Below are 18,884 nucleotides of genomic sequence, written 5' to 3'. Positions count from 1 at the left end.
TGCCGTCTTGATTCTTCGAGAAAAAGCAAAAATGTAACCGGTTTCAGTTTTCTACGGTTTCTTTTGTGATACCTGACACACAATCGGGTTAAAGCGGTTGTTGCCTCCCCCTCTGACGGATAAATATCTCTGTATCCTTCGGACATTGAGAGCGAACTATGAAAAATATCGTGTTGTGTTGTGCTGCAGGTATGTCGACCAGCATTCTGGTTCAACGTATGGTTGATGCCGCACAAAAGAAAGGCATCGAGGTCTCAATCAAGGCTGTGCCCGTGGCAGAGTTTAAAGAGAACATCGAACGCGCCGACATCGTTCTGCTTGGTCCGCAGGTGAAATATGAGCAGGCCAAACTTCAGGCCCTTGCCGATCCTCTGGGTAAAAAAGTCGCCGTTATCGACATGATGGATTACGGTTTGATGAAAGGCGACGTGGTGCTTGATAAAGCCCTGAAAATGATGGAGTAAGATGTGGAAGATTTAGAGTCAATTATTATGGAACTGCTGGTCAACGCCGGCAGCGCACGTAGCCAGGCCCTGACTGCTCTGCAGCTGGCACGTAAAGGTGACTTTGAGGGTGCCGAGAAGGCAATGGAAGAGTCACACGAATTCGTGAAACACGCCCATAAAATCCAGACCCAGCTGATTGGCCTGGATGAAGGCTCCGGCAAACTGCCGGTAAACCTGATTACCGTTCACTCTCAGGACCACCTGATGAACGCCATGGTCATTCAGGATCTGGCTACCGATATGATTGAGCTTTACCGACGCCTGCCGCTGGTGAAATAAGCCCTCTTTGCCCGACCCTAAAATGCCCGCATCGCGGGCATTTGTTTTTGTCTATTCCTGGGCACATCGTCAACAATTGAGCATTTAGTCAGTTTCAGGCATAAAAAAACCCGCCGAAGCGGGTTTTTTATTTCAGGCGTATCGCACGATTACTCGTCGTTACCGCCCAGGCCTGCGTTCAGCAGTTCTGCCAGGCTGGCAGAAGCATCTTCAGCAGTCACCTGAGGTGCCGCAGGGATTTCACCCGCTGCACGGCGACGCATACGATCCTGGTGGTACGCATAACCGGTACCGGCCGGGATCAGACGACCCACGATGACGTTCTCTTTCAGGCCGCGCAGTTCGTCGCGTTTGCCCGCAACGGCTGCTTCGGTCAGCACTCGAGTGGTCTCCTGGAACGATGCCGCGGAGATGAAGGACTCGGTTGCCAGAGAGGCTTTGGTGATACCCAGCAGATCGCGTGCAAAGGTCACGTTGATCTTGCCGTTCGCATCCAGTTCGCGGTTAGCGATCTTAATGCGGGAGTATTCAGCCTGCTCGCCTTCCAGGAAGTCGGAGCTGCCTGCGTTAACGATGGTGGCTTTACGCAGCATCTGACGAACGATAACTTCGATGTGTTTATCGTTAATCTTAACGCCTTGCAGACGGTAAACGTCCTGTACTTCGTTAGTGATGTAACGAGTTACAGCGTACACGCCACGCAGACGCAGGATGTCGTGCGGAGACTCTGGACCATCGGAAACAACATCACCACGTTCAACACGCTCGCCTTCGAACACGTTAAGCTGACGCCATTTCGGAATCATCTCTTCGTATGGCTCGCTACCGTCTACCGGGGTAATAACCAGACGACGTTTCCCTTTGGTTTCTTTACCGAAGGAAATGATGCCGCTGATTTCAGCCAGGATTGCCGGCTCTTTCGGACGACGGGCTTCGAACAGGTCAGCAACGCGTGGCAGACCACCGGTAATATCCTTGGTACCGCTGGATTCCTGTGGAATACGCGCCAGGGCGTCACCGGAGCTGATCTGAATACCATCTTCCAGCTGAACAATCGCTTTACCCGGCAGGAAGTACTGAGCCGGCATATCGGTGCCAGGGATCAGAACGTCGTTGCCTTTAGCATCAACGATTTTCAGAGCAGGACGCAGATCTTTACCACCCGCAGTACGCTCAGCAGAATCCAGAACGACCAGAGAGGACAGACCGGTCAGCTCGTCGGTCTGACGAGTAATGGTCTGGCCGTCGATCATGTCGGTAAAGCGAATGAAACCACTCACTTCCGAGATAACCGGCATGGTGTGTGGATCCCAGTTTGCTACGGTTTCACCGCCGGCAACCTGCTCGCCATCACCTTTCGCCATCACAGCACCGTAAGGCACTTTATAGCTCTCTTTGGTACGACCGAATTCGTCGATCAGTTTCAGCTCGGTGTTACGAGAAGTGATAACCAGTTTACCGCTGGAGTTCACAACCGACTTAGCGTTGCTGAGTTTGATGCTACCTTTGTTCTTAACCTGAATGCTGGATTCAGCAGCAGAACGGGATGCCGCACCACCGATGTGGAACGTACGCATCGTCAGCTGTGTACCAGGTTCACCGATGGACTGTGCCGCGATAACCCCGATAGCTTCACCTTTGTTGATGATGTGACCACGTGCCAGGTCGCGACCGTAGCAGTGAGCACACACGCCAAAGTCAGTTTCGCAACCTACTACGGAACGGACTTTCACGCTGTCAACAGAGTTAGCTTCCAGCAGATCACACCACTGTTCGTGCAGCAGCGTGTTGCGTGGAACCAGAATGTCCGCAGTGCCAGGCTTCAGAATATCTTCAGCTGTCACACGACCCAGTACGCGATCGCGCAGCGGCTCTTTAACGTCGCCACCTTCGATTACTGGCGTCATGGTGATGCCTTCCAGGGTGCCACAGTCGTCTTCAGTGACGACCAGATCCTGGGCAACGTCTACCAGACGACGAGTCAGGTAACCGGAGTTCGCCGTTTTCAGTGCGGTATCCGCCAGACCTTTACGAGCACCGTGAGTGGAGATGAAGTACTGGAGTACGTTCAGACCTTCACGGAAGTTCGCGGTGATTGGCGTTTCGATGATGGAGCCATCTGGCTTAGCCATCAGGCCACGCATACCGGCCAGCTGACGAATCTGTGCTGCAGAACCACGAGCACCGGAGTCGGCCATCATGTAGATGCTGTTGAAGGAAACCTGCTGCTCTTCGACGCCGTCACGGTTAATCACGGTTTCGGTTTGCAGGTTATCCATCATCGCTTTGGATACACGATCGTTCGCCGCAGCCCAGATATCGATAACTTTGTTATAGCGTTCGCCAGCGGTAACCAGACCGGACTGGAACTGTTCCTGGATCTCAGCAACTTCAGCTTCCGCTTCGCTGATGATCTCGTATTTTTTCTCCGGGATGACCATGTCATCGATACCAACGGATGCACCTGAACGCGCTGCGTAAGCAAAGCCGGTGTACATCGTCTGGTCCGCAAAAATAACGGTCGGTTTCAGGCCCAGAATACGGTAACAGGTGTTCAGCATCTTAGAGATGGCCTTTTTACCCAGCGCCTGGTTGACGATGGAGAAAGGCAGACCTTTCGGTACGATCATCCACAGAATCGCACGACCAATGGTGGTGTCGATCAGGCTGGTTTTCGCAACGAATGTGCCCTGAGCATCTTTTTCGTATTCGGTGATACGCACTTTAACGCGCGCATGCAGAGAGGCCAGGCCAGCGCGATAAATACGCTCAGCTTCTTTAGGGCCAGTCAGCACCATGCCTTCGCCTTTGGCGTTAACACAGTCACGGGTCATGTAGTACAGACCCAATACAACGTCCTGAGAAGGAACGATGATTGGCTCGCCGTTCGCTGGAGACAGGATGTTGTTGGTAGACATCATCAGCGCACGCGCTTCCAGCTGAGCTTCAAGCGTCAGTGGAACGTGTACTGCCATCTGGTCACCATCGAAGTCGGCGTTATATGCCGCACAAACCAGCGGGTGCAGCTGGATAGCTTTACCTTCGATCAGAACAGGTTCAAATGCCTGGATACCCAAACGGTGCAGGGTTGGTGCACGGTTCAGCAGTACCGGGTGTTCGCGGATAACTTCGTCCAGGATATCCCAAACGACAGCTTCTTCACGCTCAACCATTTTCTTAGCAGCTTTGATGGTGGTCGCGAGGCCACGCAGTTCCAGCTTGCCGTAGATGAACGGTTTGAACAGCTCCAGTGCCATTTTCTTCGGCAGACCGCACTGATGCAGACGCAGGTATGGACCTACGGTGATTACAGAACGACCGGAGTAGTCAACACGTTTACCCAGCAGGTTCTGACGGAAACGACCCTGCTTACCTTTGATCATGTCGGCCAAAGATTTCAGAGGACGTTTGTTAGAGCCAGTGATGGCACGACCGCGACGGCCGTTATCCAGCAGGGCATCTACCGCTTCCTGCAGCATACGTTTTTCGTTACGTACGATGATGTCAGGAGCCGCCAGATCAAGCAGACGTTTCAGACGGTTGTTACGGTTGATCACGCGACGGTACAGATCGTTCAGATCTGAGGTTGCGAAACGACCACCATCCAGCGGTACCAGCGGACGCAGATCTGGCGGCAGAACCGGCAGAACGGTCAGGATCATCCACTCTGGTTTGTTACCAGACTGAACGAACGCTTCCAGCAGCTTGATACGCTTGGTCAGCTTTTTACGTTTGGTTTCGGAGTTGGTTTCGTTCAGCTCTTCGCGCAGAGTTTCACACTCTTGCTCCAGATCCATGCTCTTCAGCAGGGCCTGAATAGCTTCCGCACCCATCTTCGCATCGAATTCGTCGCCGAACTCTTCCAGCGCATCCAGATACTGCTCTTCAGTCAGGATCTGACGGCGCTCGAGGTTGGTCATCCCGCCTTCGATAACAACATAAGATTCAAAGTACAGCACGCGCTCGATATCACGCAGCGGCATATCCAGCAGCAGGCCGATACGAGATGGCAGAGACTTCAGGAACCAAATGTGGGCAGTTGGAGAAGCCAGTTCGATGTGACCCATACGCTCACGACGAACTTTAGTCTGGGTAACTTCTACGCCACACTTCTCACAAATGACACCACGGTGCTTCAGGCGCTTGTACTTACCGCACAGGCACTCGTAGTCTTTCACTGGCCCAAAAATACGGGCGCAGAACAGACCGTCACGCTCAGGTTTGAACGTACGGTAGTTGATGGTTTCCGGCTTTTTAACTTCACCGAAAGACCATGAACGGATCATGTCTGGCGATGCCAGAGCAATTTTGATCGCATCAAACTCTTCGGTTTTAGTTTGCGCTTTCAGAAACTTTAATAAGTCTTTCACGGATTTGCTCCCGTCGGAGTTAGCACTCTGTGATGCCCGGCGTTAGCCGGGCACCCTGGACCTTTTGAGCAACGATTACTCGTCTTCCAGCTCGATGTTGATACCCAGCGAACGGATCTCTTTCAACAGAACGTTGAAGGATTCCGGCATGCCCGGTTCCATCTGATGGTTGCCATCCACGATGTTCTTATACATCTTGGTACGGCCGTTCACGTCATCAGACTTAACGGTCAGCATTTCCTGCAGGGTATATGCAGCGCCATATGCTTCAAGCGCCCACACTTCCATCTCACCGAAGCGCTGACCACCGAACTGAGCCTTACCACCCAGCGGCTGCTGAGTAACCAGGCTGTAAGAACCGGTAGAACGCGCGTGCATCTTGTCATCAACCAGGTGGTTCAGTTTCAGCATGTACATGTAACCTACGGTTACCTGACGCTCAAACTGTTCACCGGTACGGCCGTCGAACAGGGTAATCTGACCAGAAGATGGCAGACCGCCGAGTTGCAGCAGTTCTTTGATTTCCGACTCTTTTGCACCGTCGAATACCGGAGTAGCAATCGGCATACCTTTTTTCAGGTTTTCAGCCAGACGCAGAACTTCTTCGTCGGTGAAGGTATTCAGATCAACCTTCTGACGAACGTCTGTACCCAAGTCATACGCTTTCTGGATGAATTCGCGCAGTTTCGCGACTTCCTGCTGCTGTTTCAGCATGGCGTTGATCTTCTCGCCAATGCCTTTCGCAGCCATACCCAGGTGGGTTTCCAGGATCTGACCGATGTTCATACGAGATGGTACGCCCAGCGGGTTCAGTACGATGTCTACCGGCGTGCCGTTTTCATCGTATGGCATATCTTCGATCGGGTTGATCTTGGAGATAACACCTTTGTTCCCGTGACGACCTGCCATCTTGTCACCAGGTTGAATCTGACGTTTAACGGCCAGATACACTTTCACGATTTTCAGCACGCCAGGTGCCAGGTCATCGCCCTGAGTGATTTTGCGGCGCTTAGCTTCGAGTTTCTTCTCAAACTCGTGCTTCAGCTCGTCGTACTGCTCTGCCAGCTGCTCCAGCTGGTTTTGCTTCTCTTCGTCGGTCAGGCCCAGTTCCAGCCAGCGGTCACGTGGCAGTTTGTCGAGCTTGTCAGCTTCAACACCACCGGAAACCAGCACAGCATAGATACGGCTGAACAGACCCGCTTCGAGGATCTGCAGTTCTTCAGACAGGTCTTTCTTAGCCTGCTTCAGCTGCATCTCTTCGATTTCCAGCGCACGTTTGTCTTTTTCCACACCATCGCGGGTGAAGACCTGAACGTCGATAACAGTACCGGAAACACCGTTTGGTACGCGCAGGGAAGAGTCTTTAACGTCAGACGCTTTCTCACCGAAGATTGCGCGCAGCAGTTTCTCTTCTGGCGTCAGCTGGGTTTCACCTTTCGGCGTTACCTTACCAACCAGAATATCACCGCCGGTCACTTCAGCACCGATGTACACGATACCGGATTCATCCAGTTTGGAGAGCGCAGCTTCACCCACGTTAGGGATGTCAGCGGTGATCTCTTCTGGCCCCAGTTTGGTGTCGCGAGACACACAAGCCAGTTCCTGAATGTGGATGGTGGTGAAACGGTCTTCCTGAACAACACGCTCGGATACGAGGATGGAGTCTTCGAAGTTGTAACCGTTCCAGGGCATGAACGCTACGCGCATGTTCTGGCCAAGCGCCAGTTCACCGAGGTCGGTAGACGGACCGTCTGCCAGCACGTCGCCACGTTCGATCGGCTCACCTAGGGACACACAAGGCATCTGGTTGATGCAGGTGTTCTGGTTAGAACGGGTGTACTTGGTCAGGTTGTAGATGTCGATACCCGCTTCGCCTGGGTACATCTCGTCTTCGTTAACTTTGATAACGATACGGGATGCATCAACGTACTGAACGGTACCGCCACGTTTAGCTACGGCAGTAACACCGGAGTCAACGGCTACAGCACGTTCCATACCGGTACCAACCAGCGGCTTATCAGCACGCAGAGTTGGAACCGCCTGACGTTGCATGTTCGCACCCATCAATGCACGGTTGGCGTCATCGTGTTCCAGGAACGGGATCAGGGACGCACCGACGGAAACCACCTGCTGGGTGGAAACGTCCATGTAGTCAACCTGGTCGTTGCTGAACAAGCTGGATTCGCCTTTGCTACGGCAGGTAACGAGGTCGTCTACGAAACGGCCTTCTTCGTTCAGGTTAGTGTTCGCCTGAGCGATGACGTAGTTACCTTCTTCGATAGCAGACAGGTAATGAATTTCGTCGGTCACAACACCGTCAACCACGCGACGATACGGAGTCTCAAGGAAGCCGTATTCGTTAGTCTGTGCGTACACGGACAGGGAGTTGATCAGGCCGATGTTTGGACCTTCAGGGGTTTCGATTGGACACACACGACCGTAGTGGGTTGGGTGTACGTCACGTACTTCGAAGCCCGCGCGCTCACGGGTCAGACCGCCTGGGCCCAACGCGGAGATACGACGTTTGTGCGTAATCTCGGACAGCGGGTTGTTCTGGTCCATGAACTGAGACAGCTGGCTGGAACCGAAGAACTCTTTCACTGCCGCAGAGATTGGCTTGGCGTTGATCATGTCCTGAGGCATCAGGGTATCCAGATCGCCCAGAGACAGACGCTCTTTCACCGCACGCTCAACACGCACCAGGCCAACACGGAATTGGTTTTCCGCCATTTCGCCTACGGAACGGATACGACGGTTGCCGAGGTGGTCGATGTCATCCACTTCGCCTTTGCCGTTACGGATATCGATGAGCTTCTTCATCACTTCGATGATGTCGTCGTTGCTCAGGATACCGGAACCTTCAATCTCTTCACGCAGCAGAGAACGGTTGAACTTCATACGACCTACCGCAGACAGATCGTAGCGGTCTTCAGAGAAGAACAGATTCTCAAACAGGCTTTCGGCTGCTTCGCGTGTTGGTGGCTCACCAGGACGCATCATGCGGTAGATCTCAACCAGCGCGCTCAGGCGGTCGTTGGTTGGGTCGACGCGTACGGTTTCAGAAATGTACGGGCCGTGATCCAGGTCGTTGGTGAACAGCGTTTCGATACGCTTGTGGCCTGACTGGCTCAGTTTGGCCAGCAGATCCAAAGACAGTTCCATGTTCGCCGGGCAAATCAGTTCGCCGGTAGAAGCATCAACGTAGTCTTTAGCCGCAACTTTACCGGCAATGTACTCAACAGGAACTTCGATATGTTTGATATCGTCTTTTTCCAGCTGGCGAATGTGCCGCGCGGTGATACGGCGGCCTTTTTCAACGTACACTTTGCCGTCAGCTTCGATGTCGAAGGAGGCGGTTTCGCCACGCAGGCGCTCCGGTACCAGCTCCATCTGCAGCTTGTTGTCACGGATTTCGAAATTAACTTTCTCAAAGAACAGGTCAAGGATCTGCTCAGTGGTGTAGTTCAGTGCGCGCAGAATGATGGTCGCAGGCAGTTTGCGGCGACGGTCAATACGCACGAACAGGTTATCTTTCGGGTCGAATTCGAAGTCCAGCCAGGAACCACGGTAAGGGATGATACGTGCGTTATACAGCACCTTCCCTGAAGAGTGGGTCTTACCTTTGTCACTGTCGAAGAACACACCCGGGCTACGGTGAAGCTGAGAAACGATAACGCGCTCAGTACCGTTGATAACGAAAGTCCCGTTGTCGGTCATGAGCGGAATCTCGCCCATGTACACTTCTTGTTCTTTGATGTCTTTAACGGTGCCTTCCGGCGCTTCGCGCTCGTAGATCACCAGACGCAGTTTCACACGTAGCGGAGCAGAATACGTCACGCCACGGATTTGACATTCTTTAACGTCAAATACAGGTTCGCCCAGGCGATAGCTCACATACTGCAGCTCGGAGTTGCCGCTGTAGCTTGCGATCGGGAATACGGAGCGGAAAGCAGCTTCCAGGCCGTACTGTCCTTCGGGATCTTGCTCGATAAACTTCTGGAACGAGTCAAGCTGGATAGAAAGGAGATAAGGAATGTCCAGTACTTGTGGACGCTTTCCAAAATCCTTACGAATACGTTTTTTCTCGGTATAGGAGTAAACCATTAGGGTTCCTCAGCTCGCTGACAAGTCGACCCATCTGCCCGTCGAAAGGGGCAGTTTATGCAACACTATTTTGTGGACCGGAAAGTGGAACACTCCCCGCAATACCTGTTTCTATCACTCTTAAACCATTTCATTGCGCTTTACCCCGGAACTCCCGGCGTAGAAAGTCGCAGTATATTAAGGCGTCGATAGAAACATGCATTGAATGGAAACCAGCAGTCAAACAGTGTGAAACACTACTGGCACCCTACAGCGCAAAAAGGCTGGTGACTAAAAAGTCACCAGCCATCAGCCTAATGACTTAGGCTGCAACCGGAAAGGTTGGCTTATTTAACTTCAACTTCTGCGCCAGCTTCTTCCAGAGATTTTTTCAGAGCTTCTGCGTCGTCTTTGCTGATGCCTTCTTTCAGAACGGCATTCGGGGTTTCTGCCAGGTCTTTAGCTTCTTTCAGACCCAGGCCAGTTGCGCCACGAACTGCTTTGATTACGGCAACTTTGTTAGCGCCAGCAGATTTCAGAATAACGTCGAACTCAGTTTTTTCTTCAGCAGCTTCAGCTGGGCCAGCAGCAACAGCTACAGCAGCAGCAGCAGAAACACCGAATTTTTCTTCCATTGCAGAGATCAGTTCTACAACGTCCATTACGGACATAGCGGATACTGCTTCAATGATTTGATCTTTAGTGATAGACATTTAAATTGTTCCTGAATATCAGAATAAGTTTATACGTAAGCGAATACTTGATAAAGAAAACTGCGATTAAGCAGCTTCTTTCGCATCGCGTACAGCAGCCAGAGTACGAACCAGTTTGCCAGCCGAAGCTTCTTTCATGGTTGCCATCAGGCGTGCAATTGCTTCTTCGTAGGTCGGCAGAGTTGCCAGGCGGTCGATTTGCGACGCCGGGATCAGCTCACCTTCAAAGGCAGCGGCTTTGACCTCAAATTTTGCATTCGCTTTAGCGAACTCTTTGAACAGACGAGCAGCAGCGCCCGGGTGTTCCATAGAATATGCAATCAGGGTCGGACCAACGAACGCGTCTTTCAGGCACTCAAACTGAGTACCTTCAACAACACGGCGCAGCAGGGTGTTGCGAACAACACGCATGTAAACGCCGGCTTCGCGACCTGCTTTACGCAGTTCGGTCATTTTGTCTACAGTAACGCCACGGGAATCCGCAACTACTGCAGACAGCGCGCCTTTGGCTACTTCGCTGACTTCAGCAACAATCGCTTGTTTGTCTTGAAGATTTAAAGCCATTAGCTTTTGCTCCTGGGTTTTAGCCGGGACGAAACGTCCCGAAACTCACTTCGCACTTAACCAAAATGGAAAAGTGCGTCTACATACGGTGAGCAGAAACAAGCTAAAGACTATCTAAAAATATTCTTCAGGTTCTGTCACCGTCTACGCAGGCAATTAAGTCTCTTGCGAAACACCTGCGGTCTTGGACGGAGGCCTGGATAAGGCCAGGCTCCAACCGAAAATTCTTTGTGTTCTGCCTAAACAGAACAACGGGCGTAAGATAATAGACTAATCTTTCGCCCGCGTAAAGGCGATTATTAGTTCGCCGCTGCGTTCAGACCAGCCTGGTCAACCGCAACACCTGCACCCATGGTGGTGGAGATGCTAACTTTCTTGATGTACACGCCTTTTGCCTGAGATGGTTTTGCTTTTTTCAGCGCAACCAGCAGAGATTCCAGGTTTTCTTTCAGTTTGTCAGCGTCAAAGTCCACTTTACCGATGGTGGTGTGGATGATGCCGTTTTTGTCGTTACGGTAACGAACCTGACCTGCTTTAGCATTTTTAACTGCTTCAGCAACGTTAGGAGTTACGGTACCAACTTTCGGGTTTGGCATCAGGCCGCGTGGACCCAGAACCTGACCCAGCTGGCCAACAACGCGCATTGCATCTGGAGATGCGATAACAACGTCGAAGTTCATTTCGCCTTTCTTGATCTGGTCAGCCAGATCTTCCATACCTACCAGCTCTGCGCCAGCAGCTTTAGCTGCTTCAGCGTTAGGGCCCTGAGCAAATACGGCTACGCGAACGGAACGGCCAGTACCGTGTGGCAGTACAGTTGCACCACGAACGTTCTGGTCAGATTTACGAGCATCGATGCCCAGGTTAACAGCAACGTCAACGCTTTCAACGAACTTAGCGGTAGCCAGTTCTTTCAGCAGAGCGATAGCTTCGTTGATGTCGTACTGTTTGGTAGCATCAACTTTGTCACGGATCACGGACATGCGCTTGGTCAGTTTAGCCATTTCTTAGTCCTCCACTACCAGGCCCATGGAACGTGCAGTACCTTCAATGGAGCGAGTCATCGCTTCAATGTCGGAACCAGTCATGTCGGCAGCTTTGGTCTGCGCGATTTCCTGCAGCTGAGCGCGGGAAACTTTACCCACTTTGTCTTTGTTCGGCTTACCGGAACCAGACTTGATACCAGCCGCTTTCTTCAGCAGAACTGCTGCTGGAGGGGTTTTGGTAACGAAAGTGAAAGAACGGTCAGCGTAAACGGTAATAACAACCGGAATTGGCAGACCTTTTTCCAGGGATTCAGTTTTTGCGTTGAACGCTTTACAGAATTCCATGATGTTCACACCCTGCTGACCCAGAGCTGGACCAACTGGTGGACTTGGGTTCGCCATACCAGCTGCAACCTGCAGCTTGACGTAGGCTTGTACTTTCTTAGCCATTCTAAAATCCTCTGATTGGGTAATAGCGCCTCAAGAAGGCTCCCCGTGAATAAACGTCTTACGTGTACTGGACACATAAAAACAAAAGGCGCGAAATTGTATGCCAATTTCGCGCCCTGTGCAATGAATAATCGCTGCTTAAACGATCAAATTATCAGGCTTTTTCCACCTGAGCAAAATCCAGCTCAACCGGCGTCGCACGACCAAAGATGGAAACGGAAACCTTCAGGCGGCTCTTCTCGTAATCCACTTCTTCCACAACACCGTTGAAGTCCGCAAACGGACCGTCATTAACACGAACCATTTCACCTGGTTCAAACAGCGTTTTCGGACGCGGCTTGTCACCCACCTGCTGCAGGCGGTTCATGATCGCATCAACTTCTTTATCGCTGATTGGGGCTGGACGATCGGAAGTCCCGCCGATGAAACCCATCACGCGCGGAACGCTACGCACCAGGTGCCAGCTCGCGTCGTTCATCACCATCTGGACCAGAACGTAACCTGGGAAGAATTTACGTTCGCTCTTACGGCGTTGGCCACCGCGGATTTCAACAACCTCTTCGGTTGGAACCATCACTTCGCCAAACAGCTCTTCCATATTATGGAGTTTGATATGTTCGCGCAGCGACGTGGCTACACGACCTTCAAAACCAGAAAACGCCTGAACGACGTACCAACGCTTTTTAGGGGCTTCAGACATCTCAGAACCTCAGGCCAGTAATAAAAGATACCAGGCGGACCAGAATACCATCCAGCCCCCACAGAATCAGTGACATCACAGCGGTAACCGCTGCCACGATTAAAGTGGTGTGCAGAGTTTCCTGGCGAGTAGGCCAAATAACCTTACGTACTTCCGTTCTTGCTTCACGAGCAAACGCTACGGTTGCTTTGCCTTTTACCGTCAGCAGCGCAACACCACCTGCGGCTGCAATCAAAATGACCACAGCCAGTGCTCGAAGCGGCAGAGTGATATCACGATAAATGTAGTTGCCCACGATTGCCACGAGCAGCAAAACGACTACTGCCAGCCACTTCATCGCTTCGAGGCCACGCCCGCTCCCTTGAGCTTCGGTATTCGCACTCATAAACCAACCTGTCACAATAAATCAGACAAACACTTTTGCCCCGCCACTGCGAGGCAAACCAAACCGAATGGCTCTTTTCAGACACTACCCGGCATAAACGCCATCTTCAGAGCCTGTCTCAGCAATGATTATCGGTAAAAAATCACTGATGAGCCAGGTTCTGGTTCGAAAGCGTACAAAAAGGGCATCAAATGATGCCCTCTTCTTGTGCATTGCGTCAAATGTTATCAGCGATTAAGCGATAACTTTAGCTACAACGCCTGCACCAACGGTACGACCACCTTCACGGATTGCGAAACGCAGACCGTCATCCATCGCGATTGGGTGGATCAGGGTAACAACCATTTTGATGTTGTCGCCTGGCATTACCATCTCTACGCCTTCTGGCAGTTCGATGGTACCGGTCACGTCAGTAGTACGGAAGTAGAACTGTGGACGGTAGCCTTTGAAGAACGGAGTATGACGACCGCCTTCGTCTTTGGACAGGATGTACACTTCAGATTCGAACTTGGTGTGCGGCTTGATTGAGCCTGGCTTAGCCAGTACCTGACCACGTTCGATTTCTTCACGTTTGATACCACGCAGCAGAACACCTACGTTCTCACCAGCACGGCCTTCGTCCAGCAGTTTGCGGAACATTTCAACGCCGGTACAGGTAGATTTCGCAGTATCTTTGATACCAACGATTTCAACTTCTTCACCTACTTTAACGATACCGCGTTCTACACGACCGGTAACAACGGTACCACGACCGGAGATGGAGAATACGTCTTCGATTGGCAGCAGGAACGGCAGGTCGATTGCACGTACTGGTTCTGGGATGTAAGAATCCAGGAAGCCAGCCAGTTCAACGATTTTAGCTTCCCACTCAGCTTCGCCTTCCAGCGCTTTCAGAGCAGAACCACGGATGATTGGGGTGTCATCGCCTGGGAAGTCGTACTGAGACAGAAGTTCACGCACTTCCATTTCAACCAGCTCCAGCAGCTCTTCGTCATCAACCATGTCGCATTTGTTCAGGAACACGATGATGTAAGGAACGCCAACCTGACGACCCAGCAGGATGTGCTCACGGGTCTGAGGCATAGGGCCGTCAGTCGCAGCAACAACCAGGATAGCGCCGTCCATCTGAGCAGCACCGGTGATCATGTTTTTCACGTAGTCGGCGTGCCCTGGGCAGTCAACGTGCGCGTAGTGACGAGTCGGGGTATCGTACTCAACGTGGGAGGTGTTGATGGTGATACCACGAGCTTTTTCTTCTGGTGCGTTATCGATCTGGTCGAATGCACGAGCAGAACCACCGTAGGTTTTAGCCAGAACGGTAGTGATTGCAGCGGTCAGCGTTGTTTTACCATGGTCAACGTGGCCGATAGTACCGACGTTAACGTGCGGTTTTGTACGTTCAAACTTTTCTTTAGACATCGATTGTCCCTCTAAGACACGGATAAATCGGTGATATCACCACATCAACCAGGCATATGCCTGAATTAGCTGAATGCATTAACAGAAGAGAAACAGGGAGGAGATAAAGAAGTGGTGCTGATAGGCAGATTCGAACTGCCGACCTCACCCTTACCAAGGGTGCGCTCTACCAACTGAGCTATATCAGCACATCTTGTTGGAGCGGGCAGTGGGAATCGAACCCACATCATCAGCTTGGAAGGCTGAGGTAATAGCCATTATACGATGCCCGCATCCTGGAACTCGGCTACCTGAATCTTTCTGTAGTGAATATGAGAGAAGGCCTCTCAGTATTCGGGTCGACAAACTGTTCGTTTATCGCACCGGGCTTCGCAATGCGTTGCCGAATATGGTGGTGGGGGAAGGATTCGAACCTTCGAAGTCGATGACGGCAGATTTACAGTCTGCTCCCTTTGGCCGCTCGGGAACCCCACCTGGGGTACTTGATGGTGCCGGCTACCGGAATCGAACTGGTGACCTACTGATTACAAGTCAGTTGCTCTACCTACTGAGCTAAGCCGGCATCAAGTAGCGCGCATTCTAGGAAGAGAGCGCCGCTCATGCAACAAAAAAATCGCATAAAATGCACTACCGCTCACATTTTGCGCTAGATCTCGAGAATATGGTGGCTAAAGCACCAATTGAGAGCAAATTTTCATCGTTCCCGGCATCCGTTTTTCCTGGGAGTAGGCGCCTGACGATGCCTGAATGACAAATAATAATCATCAGAAATAAGACTGCCCCTCTAAAATGGCTCGCAGCCCCTTCTTTCACTGTAAGCGCAACGTGATGTACCCGCCGTAATACATCACTGTTGTTGATTTTTTCTTATCGTTCTCTTCATTCAGGTGTTACCCTCCTGCCCACTGTTGAAAAGTTAAATACGCGGCATACTTTTTATACACAACGTCTGATTACTTGCGTTCGAGAATGTAGCGCGTAAATTTTGTCCTGAATTACAGGCAGAAGCATGCTTATGAGTAATAAAGAGCAAATGTTGGCAACAACCCCTTATCTACAATTTGACCGGAGCCAATGGGCAGCATTGCGCGACTCTGTTCCCATGACGTTAACCGAAGGGGAAATCGCCCGGTTAAAAGGCATTAACGAAGACCTTTCCCTGGAAGAGGTGGCGGAGATTTACCTGCCGCTGTCTCGTCTGCTCAATTTCTATATCAGTTCAAACCTGCGGCGCCAGGCGGTACTCGAGCAGTTCCTTGGCACCAATGGCCAACGTATTCCCTACATCATCAGTATTGCGGGAAGTGTGGCTGTCGGAAAGAGCACGACAGCGCGTGTGCTGCAGGCGCTACTCAGCCGTTGGCCTGAGCACCGTCAAGTTGAACTGATCACCACCGACGGCTTCCTTCATCCAAATAAAGTGCTTAAAGAGCGCAATTTGATGAAGAAGAAAGGCTTCCCGCAATCCTATGATATGCATCGTCTGGTGAAATTTGTCTCCGACATCAAATCGGGTGCAACCAACGTGACGGCGCCGGTGTACTCACATTTGGTGTACGACGTGATCCCCGACGGCGATAAGACCGTTGCCCAGCCGGATATCTTGATTCTGGAAGGGTTAAACGTTCTGCAAAGCGGAATGGATTATCCCCACGATCCACATCATGTATTTGTTTCTGACTTCGTAGATTTTTCTATATATGTAGATGCGCCGGAAGAGCTATTACAGAATTGGTATATAAATCGGTTCTTAAAATTCCGTGAAGGTGCATTCACCGATCCAAACTCTTATTTCCACAGCTATGCAAAGCTCTCTAAAGATGAAGCCATAAATATTGCAACGCAGCTATGGAATGAAATTAATTTATTGAATTTAAAACAAAACATATTACCAACTCGCGATCGCGCAAGCTTGATTATGACAAAAAGTGCTAATCATGCTGTTGATTGTGTCAAACTGAGAAAATAATAAGATGAGGGGGAATTCCCCCTCTCTTTAATTTGCGCCGCGCAGAGAAATCTCACCGCCAACCCAAGCTTTTATTACTCCGTCCTGCTCCAACAATAATCCACCCTGCTCATTAATGCCTCGAGATATTCCATGGACCTCTCGTTCCCCAATAATGAGTTTTACCGGTCGATTGATGAAGTTATCCAGTTTTTCCCAACGAGGCAGGAACGGTAATAAACTTTCCTGCTCAAACAGCTGTAGTGCCGTACGTAACTCCTGGATTAGAGTGACCGCTAGCGTATTCCTGTCAATACGGATGCCAGCTTCCTGGAGGTTGATCCATCCCTGATTAATCACATCTGTAGCAACATTACGCATCGCAAGATTAATCCCAGCACCGATAACGATTTGCGCGGCATCTCCCGTTTTCCCGGTGAGTTCAACCAAAATACCGGCGAGCTTGCGGTCGTTCAGATAGAGGTCGTTTGGCCATTTTACCCTGACGTCTTCAGCGCCAAGGCGTTGTAATACTTCCGCCATCACAATGCCAATAACCAGACTGAGTCCAATTGCCGCAGCTGGCCCCTGTTCCAGACGCCAGTACATGGACAAATAGAGATTTGCTCCAAAGGGCGAGAACCACTGACGGCCTCGTCTTCCACGCCCGGCCTGCTGATATTCGGCTATGCAGGAATCACCAGATTGAAGGGAATTGAGGCGATCAAGCAGGTATTGGTTGGTGGAATCAATCACCGGAAGGACAGCCACGCTCCCGTCAGCTATTTGTGACGTAATAAAACCTTCATCCAGTAACTGGATAGGCTCCGGCAAACTATATCCTTTCCCTGGCACGGTGAATACATCAATCCCCCAGTCTCGCAGAGTCTGTACATGCTTATTAATAGCCGCACGACTCATCCCTAACTGCTCACCCAGTTGCTCACCTGAATGAAACTCACCGTCTGCCAGAATACTAATTAACGTTAACGGAACCCGATTGTCTTTCACGCGACAGTCTCCACGGCACTGACTTCCCCTTTGCTCGCCATAAAGCGAACTTCTGGTTCAAGCCAGACATCAAACTTTTCACCAACCTGTTGGCGTACGTAGTGTGCAAGGGCAACAATATCTGCGCTGCTGGCATTTTCTTCGTTAATGATGACCAAAGCCTGTTGCCGATGAATCGCGGCTCCACCAATGCGGTATCCCTTCAACTGACATTGATCGATCAGCCAACCTGCTGCAAGTTTAACGCTGCCGTCTGGCTGAGGGTAATGGGGGACGTTCGCGCCACAAGAAATCAATTTTTCTGCCTGTTCCGCGCTAATAACGGGGTTTTTGAAGAAACTGCCGGCATTACCATTCACTTTTGGATCGGGCAGCTTCGAGCTCCTCATATTGCAGACGCTTTCAAAAACCTGCTGGGGCGTAACGGTCGACGGATCCAGTTTACTCAGGTCGCCGTAGCTGAGAACCGGCCTCCAGGCTTTAGGCAAGCGATAGCCAACGGCTACAATTGCAAAGCGGTCCTGGTAGTCATGTTTAAAGATGCTGTCCCGGTAGCCAAAGCGGCATTCTGCGTTTGTTAAACGCAATGCCTGGCCATTACTTAGCTCAACGCAATCGACATAGTTACATACCTGTTTAATTTCAACACCATATGCACCAATGTTTTGAATGGGCGATGAGCCAGCACAGCCCGGTATCAGAGCAAGGTTTTCCAGACCTGGCATGCCTTGTTGGAGAGTATATTCCACGAGGTGATGCCAGTTTTCACCAGCACCGACATGGAGCAACCAGGCATCATCCGTCTCAGCAATTTCAATCCCTTTAATACGATTGATAATGACCGTGCCTTCGAAGTTTTCGAGGAAAAGAACATTACTCCCTTCCCCAAGGATAAGTACCGGCTGATGAGCCTGCGTCGATTCTGCCCACGCTTCAGTAAGCTGTTGTACAGATTCAGCGATAACAATATGTGCCGCAGTTGCCTGAATACCGAAAGTATTGAAGGGTTTAAGAGAGGAGTTCATGTCAGCCATTTTCCGGAATATAAACCAGAATAGTTTACCCGATCCTGTTGAGAATGGCTTGTCTGTCTCAGTAGAACGCGCACAGCAAAAAGGCCCAGTCTTTCGACTAAGCCTTTCGCTTTTATTTGATGCCTGCCTGTTCCCTACAATACGCGTATCATCCTGATACTCGCCCCTCCGGGGCCGCCGCACGCGGCGTTCAAACGTGTTCCCGACACGTTTGTCGCATGTCCATGCTCGTGCAGGGAATGGCCTGATACCATATAAACAAAAAACCCCAGCCATCAGGCTGAGGTTTTCTGTTTTATTTGATGCCTGGCAGTTCCCTACTCTCGCATGGGGAGACCCCACACTACCATCGGCGCTACGGCGTTTCACTTCTGAGTTCGGCATGGGGTCAGGTGGGACCACCGCGCTACGGCCGCCAGGCAAATTCTGTTATTGA

General features: G+C 51.2%; 14 protein-coding genes, 4 tRNA genes and 1 rRNA gene. 3 read left to right on the top strand and 16 right to left on the bottom strand.

What is annotated here, in order from left to right:
• Positions 1-158 precede the first annotated feature (158 nt).
• Both AAIE02_RS15300 and AAIE02_RS15295 read left to right on the top strand, forming a co-directional pair.
• Entirely contained in the window at positions 159-464 is a 306-nt protein-coding gene (locus tag AAIE02_RS15300) for a PTS sugar transporter subunit IIB (RefSeq protein WP_008460154.1), read from the top strand.
• 3 nt (positions 465-467) lie between these two features.
• On the top strand, positions 468-785 hold the full coding sequence (locus AAIE02_RS15295) for a PTS lactose/cellobiose transporter subunit IIA (protein ID WP_008460153.1): 318 nt from the start codon (positions 468-470) through the stop codon (positions 783-785).
• 149 nt (positions 786-934) lie between these two features.
• Here the strand turns inward: AAIE02_RS15295 and rpoC are convergent, their stop codons facing one another.
• The 13 genes from rpoC to AAIE02_RS15230 form a co-directional block, all read right to left on the bottom strand.
• A complete protein-coding gene (gene rpoC / locus AAIE02_RS15290) occupies positions 935-5,155 on the bottom strand; it encodes a DNA-directed RNA polymerase subunit beta' (protein ID WP_039299359.1) in 4,221 nt (1,406 codons plus the stop codon).
• 75 nt (positions 5,156-5,230) lie between these two features.
• The gene (rpoB, locus tag AAIE02_RS15285; protein WP_039299356.1) at positions 5,231-9,259 is read right to left on the bottom strand and encodes a DNA-directed RNA polymerase subunit beta; all 4,029 of its coding nucleotides are present in this window, start codon (positions 9,257-9,259) and stop codon (positions 5,231-5,233) included.
• Positions 9,260-9,585: 326 nt separating this feature from the next.
• A complete protein-coding gene (gene rplL, locus AAIE02_RS15280) occupies positions 9,586-9,951 on the bottom strand; it encodes a 50S ribosomal protein L7/L12 (protein ID WP_008460150.1) in 366 nt (121 codons plus the stop codon).
• A gap of 66 nt (positions 9,952-10,017) precedes the next feature.
• Entirely contained in the window at positions 10,018-10,515 is a 498-nt protein-coding gene (gene rplJ / locus AAIE02_RS15275) for a 50S ribosomal protein L10 (RefSeq protein WP_002438625.1), read from the bottom strand.
• A 299-nt stretch (positions 10,516-10,814) separates the two neighbouring features.
• Positions 10,815-11,519, bottom strand: a complete 705-nt coding sequence (gene rplA, locus AAIE02_RS15270; RefSeq protein ID WP_039289255.1) for a 50S ribosomal protein L1 — start codon at positions 11,517-11,519, stop codon at positions 10,815-10,817.
• 3 nt (positions 11,520-11,522) lie between these two features.
• Positions 11,523-11,951 (bottom strand): 50S ribosomal protein L11, encoded by a 429-nt coding sequence (rplK, locus tag AAIE02_RS15265; protein WP_008460147.1) that lies wholly within the window; start codon positions 11,949-11,951, stop codon positions 11,523-11,525.
• Positions 11,952-12,105: 154 nt separating this feature from the next.
• Positions 12,106-12,651 (bottom strand): transcription termination/antitermination protein NusG, encoded by a 546-nt coding sequence (gene nusG, locus AAIE02_RS15260; protein ID WP_003862341.1) that lies wholly within the window; start codon positions 12,649-12,651, stop codon positions 12,106-12,108.
• A gap of 1 nt (position 12,652) precedes the next feature.
• Positions 12,653-13,036 (bottom strand): preprotein translocase subunit SecE, encoded by a 384-nt coding sequence (gene secE, locus AAIE02_RS15255; protein ID WP_008460146.1) that lies wholly within the window; start codon positions 13,034-13,036, stop codon positions 12,653-12,655.
• 234 nt (positions 13,037-13,270) lie between these two features.
• A complete protein-coding gene (tuf, locus tag AAIE02_RS15250; RefSeq protein WP_038476797.1) occupies positions 13,271-14,455 on the bottom strand; it encodes an elongation factor Tu in 1,185 nt (394 codons plus the stop codon).
• A 112-nt stretch (positions 14,456-14,567) separates the two neighbouring features.
• Positions 14,568-14,643 (bottom strand) — tRNA-Thr (locus AAIE02_RS15245).
• Between the two features lie 9 nt (positions 14,644-14,652).
• A tRNA-Gly gene (locus tag AAIE02_RS15240) sits at positions 14,653-14,727 on the bottom strand.
• Between the two features lie 117 nt (positions 14,728-14,844).
• A tRNA-Tyr gene (locus AAIE02_RS15235) sits at positions 14,845-14,929 on the bottom strand.
• A gap of 12 nt (positions 14,930-14,941) precedes the next feature.
• Positions 14,942-15,017 (bottom strand) — tRNA-Thr (locus AAIE02_RS15230).
• Positions 15,018-15,470: 453 nt separating this feature from the next.
• Here AAIE02_RS15230 and coaA point away from each other — a divergent pair.
• A complete protein-coding gene (gene coaA / locus AAIE02_RS15225) occupies positions 15,471-16,424 on the top strand; it encodes a type I pantothenate kinase (RefSeq protein ID WP_034808670.1) in 954 nt (317 codons plus the stop codon).
• A 27-nt stretch (positions 16,425-16,451) separates the two neighbouring features.
• Here the strand turns inward: coaA and birA are convergent, their stop codons facing one another.
• The 3 genes from birA to rrf form a co-directional block, all read right to left on the bottom strand.
• Positions 16,452-17,414, bottom strand: coding sequence for a bifunctional biotin--[acetyl-CoA-carboxylase] ligase/biotin operon repressor BirA (gene birA, locus AAIE02_RS15220; protein WP_336709911.1), 963 nt, complete (start codon positions 17,412-17,414; stop codon positions 16,452-16,454).
• Positions 17,411-18,439, bottom strand: coding sequence for a UDP-N-acetylmuramate dehydrogenase (gene murB / locus AAIE02_RS15215; protein ID WP_166996029.1), 1,029 nt, complete (start codon positions 18,437-18,439; stop codon positions 17,411-17,413). Before murB ends, birA begins: the two co-directional genes overlap by 4 nt.
• A gap of 313 nt (positions 18,440-18,752) precedes the next feature.
• Positions 18,753-18,868, bottom strand: a 5S ribosomal RNA gene (gene rrf, locus AAIE02_RS15210).
• Positions 18,869-18,884 lie beyond the last annotated feature (16 nt).

This window comes from Cedecea sp. Ae19-4, assembly GCF_059801165.1.
This window is presented reverse-complemented; position numbering and strand designations above follow the sequence as displayed.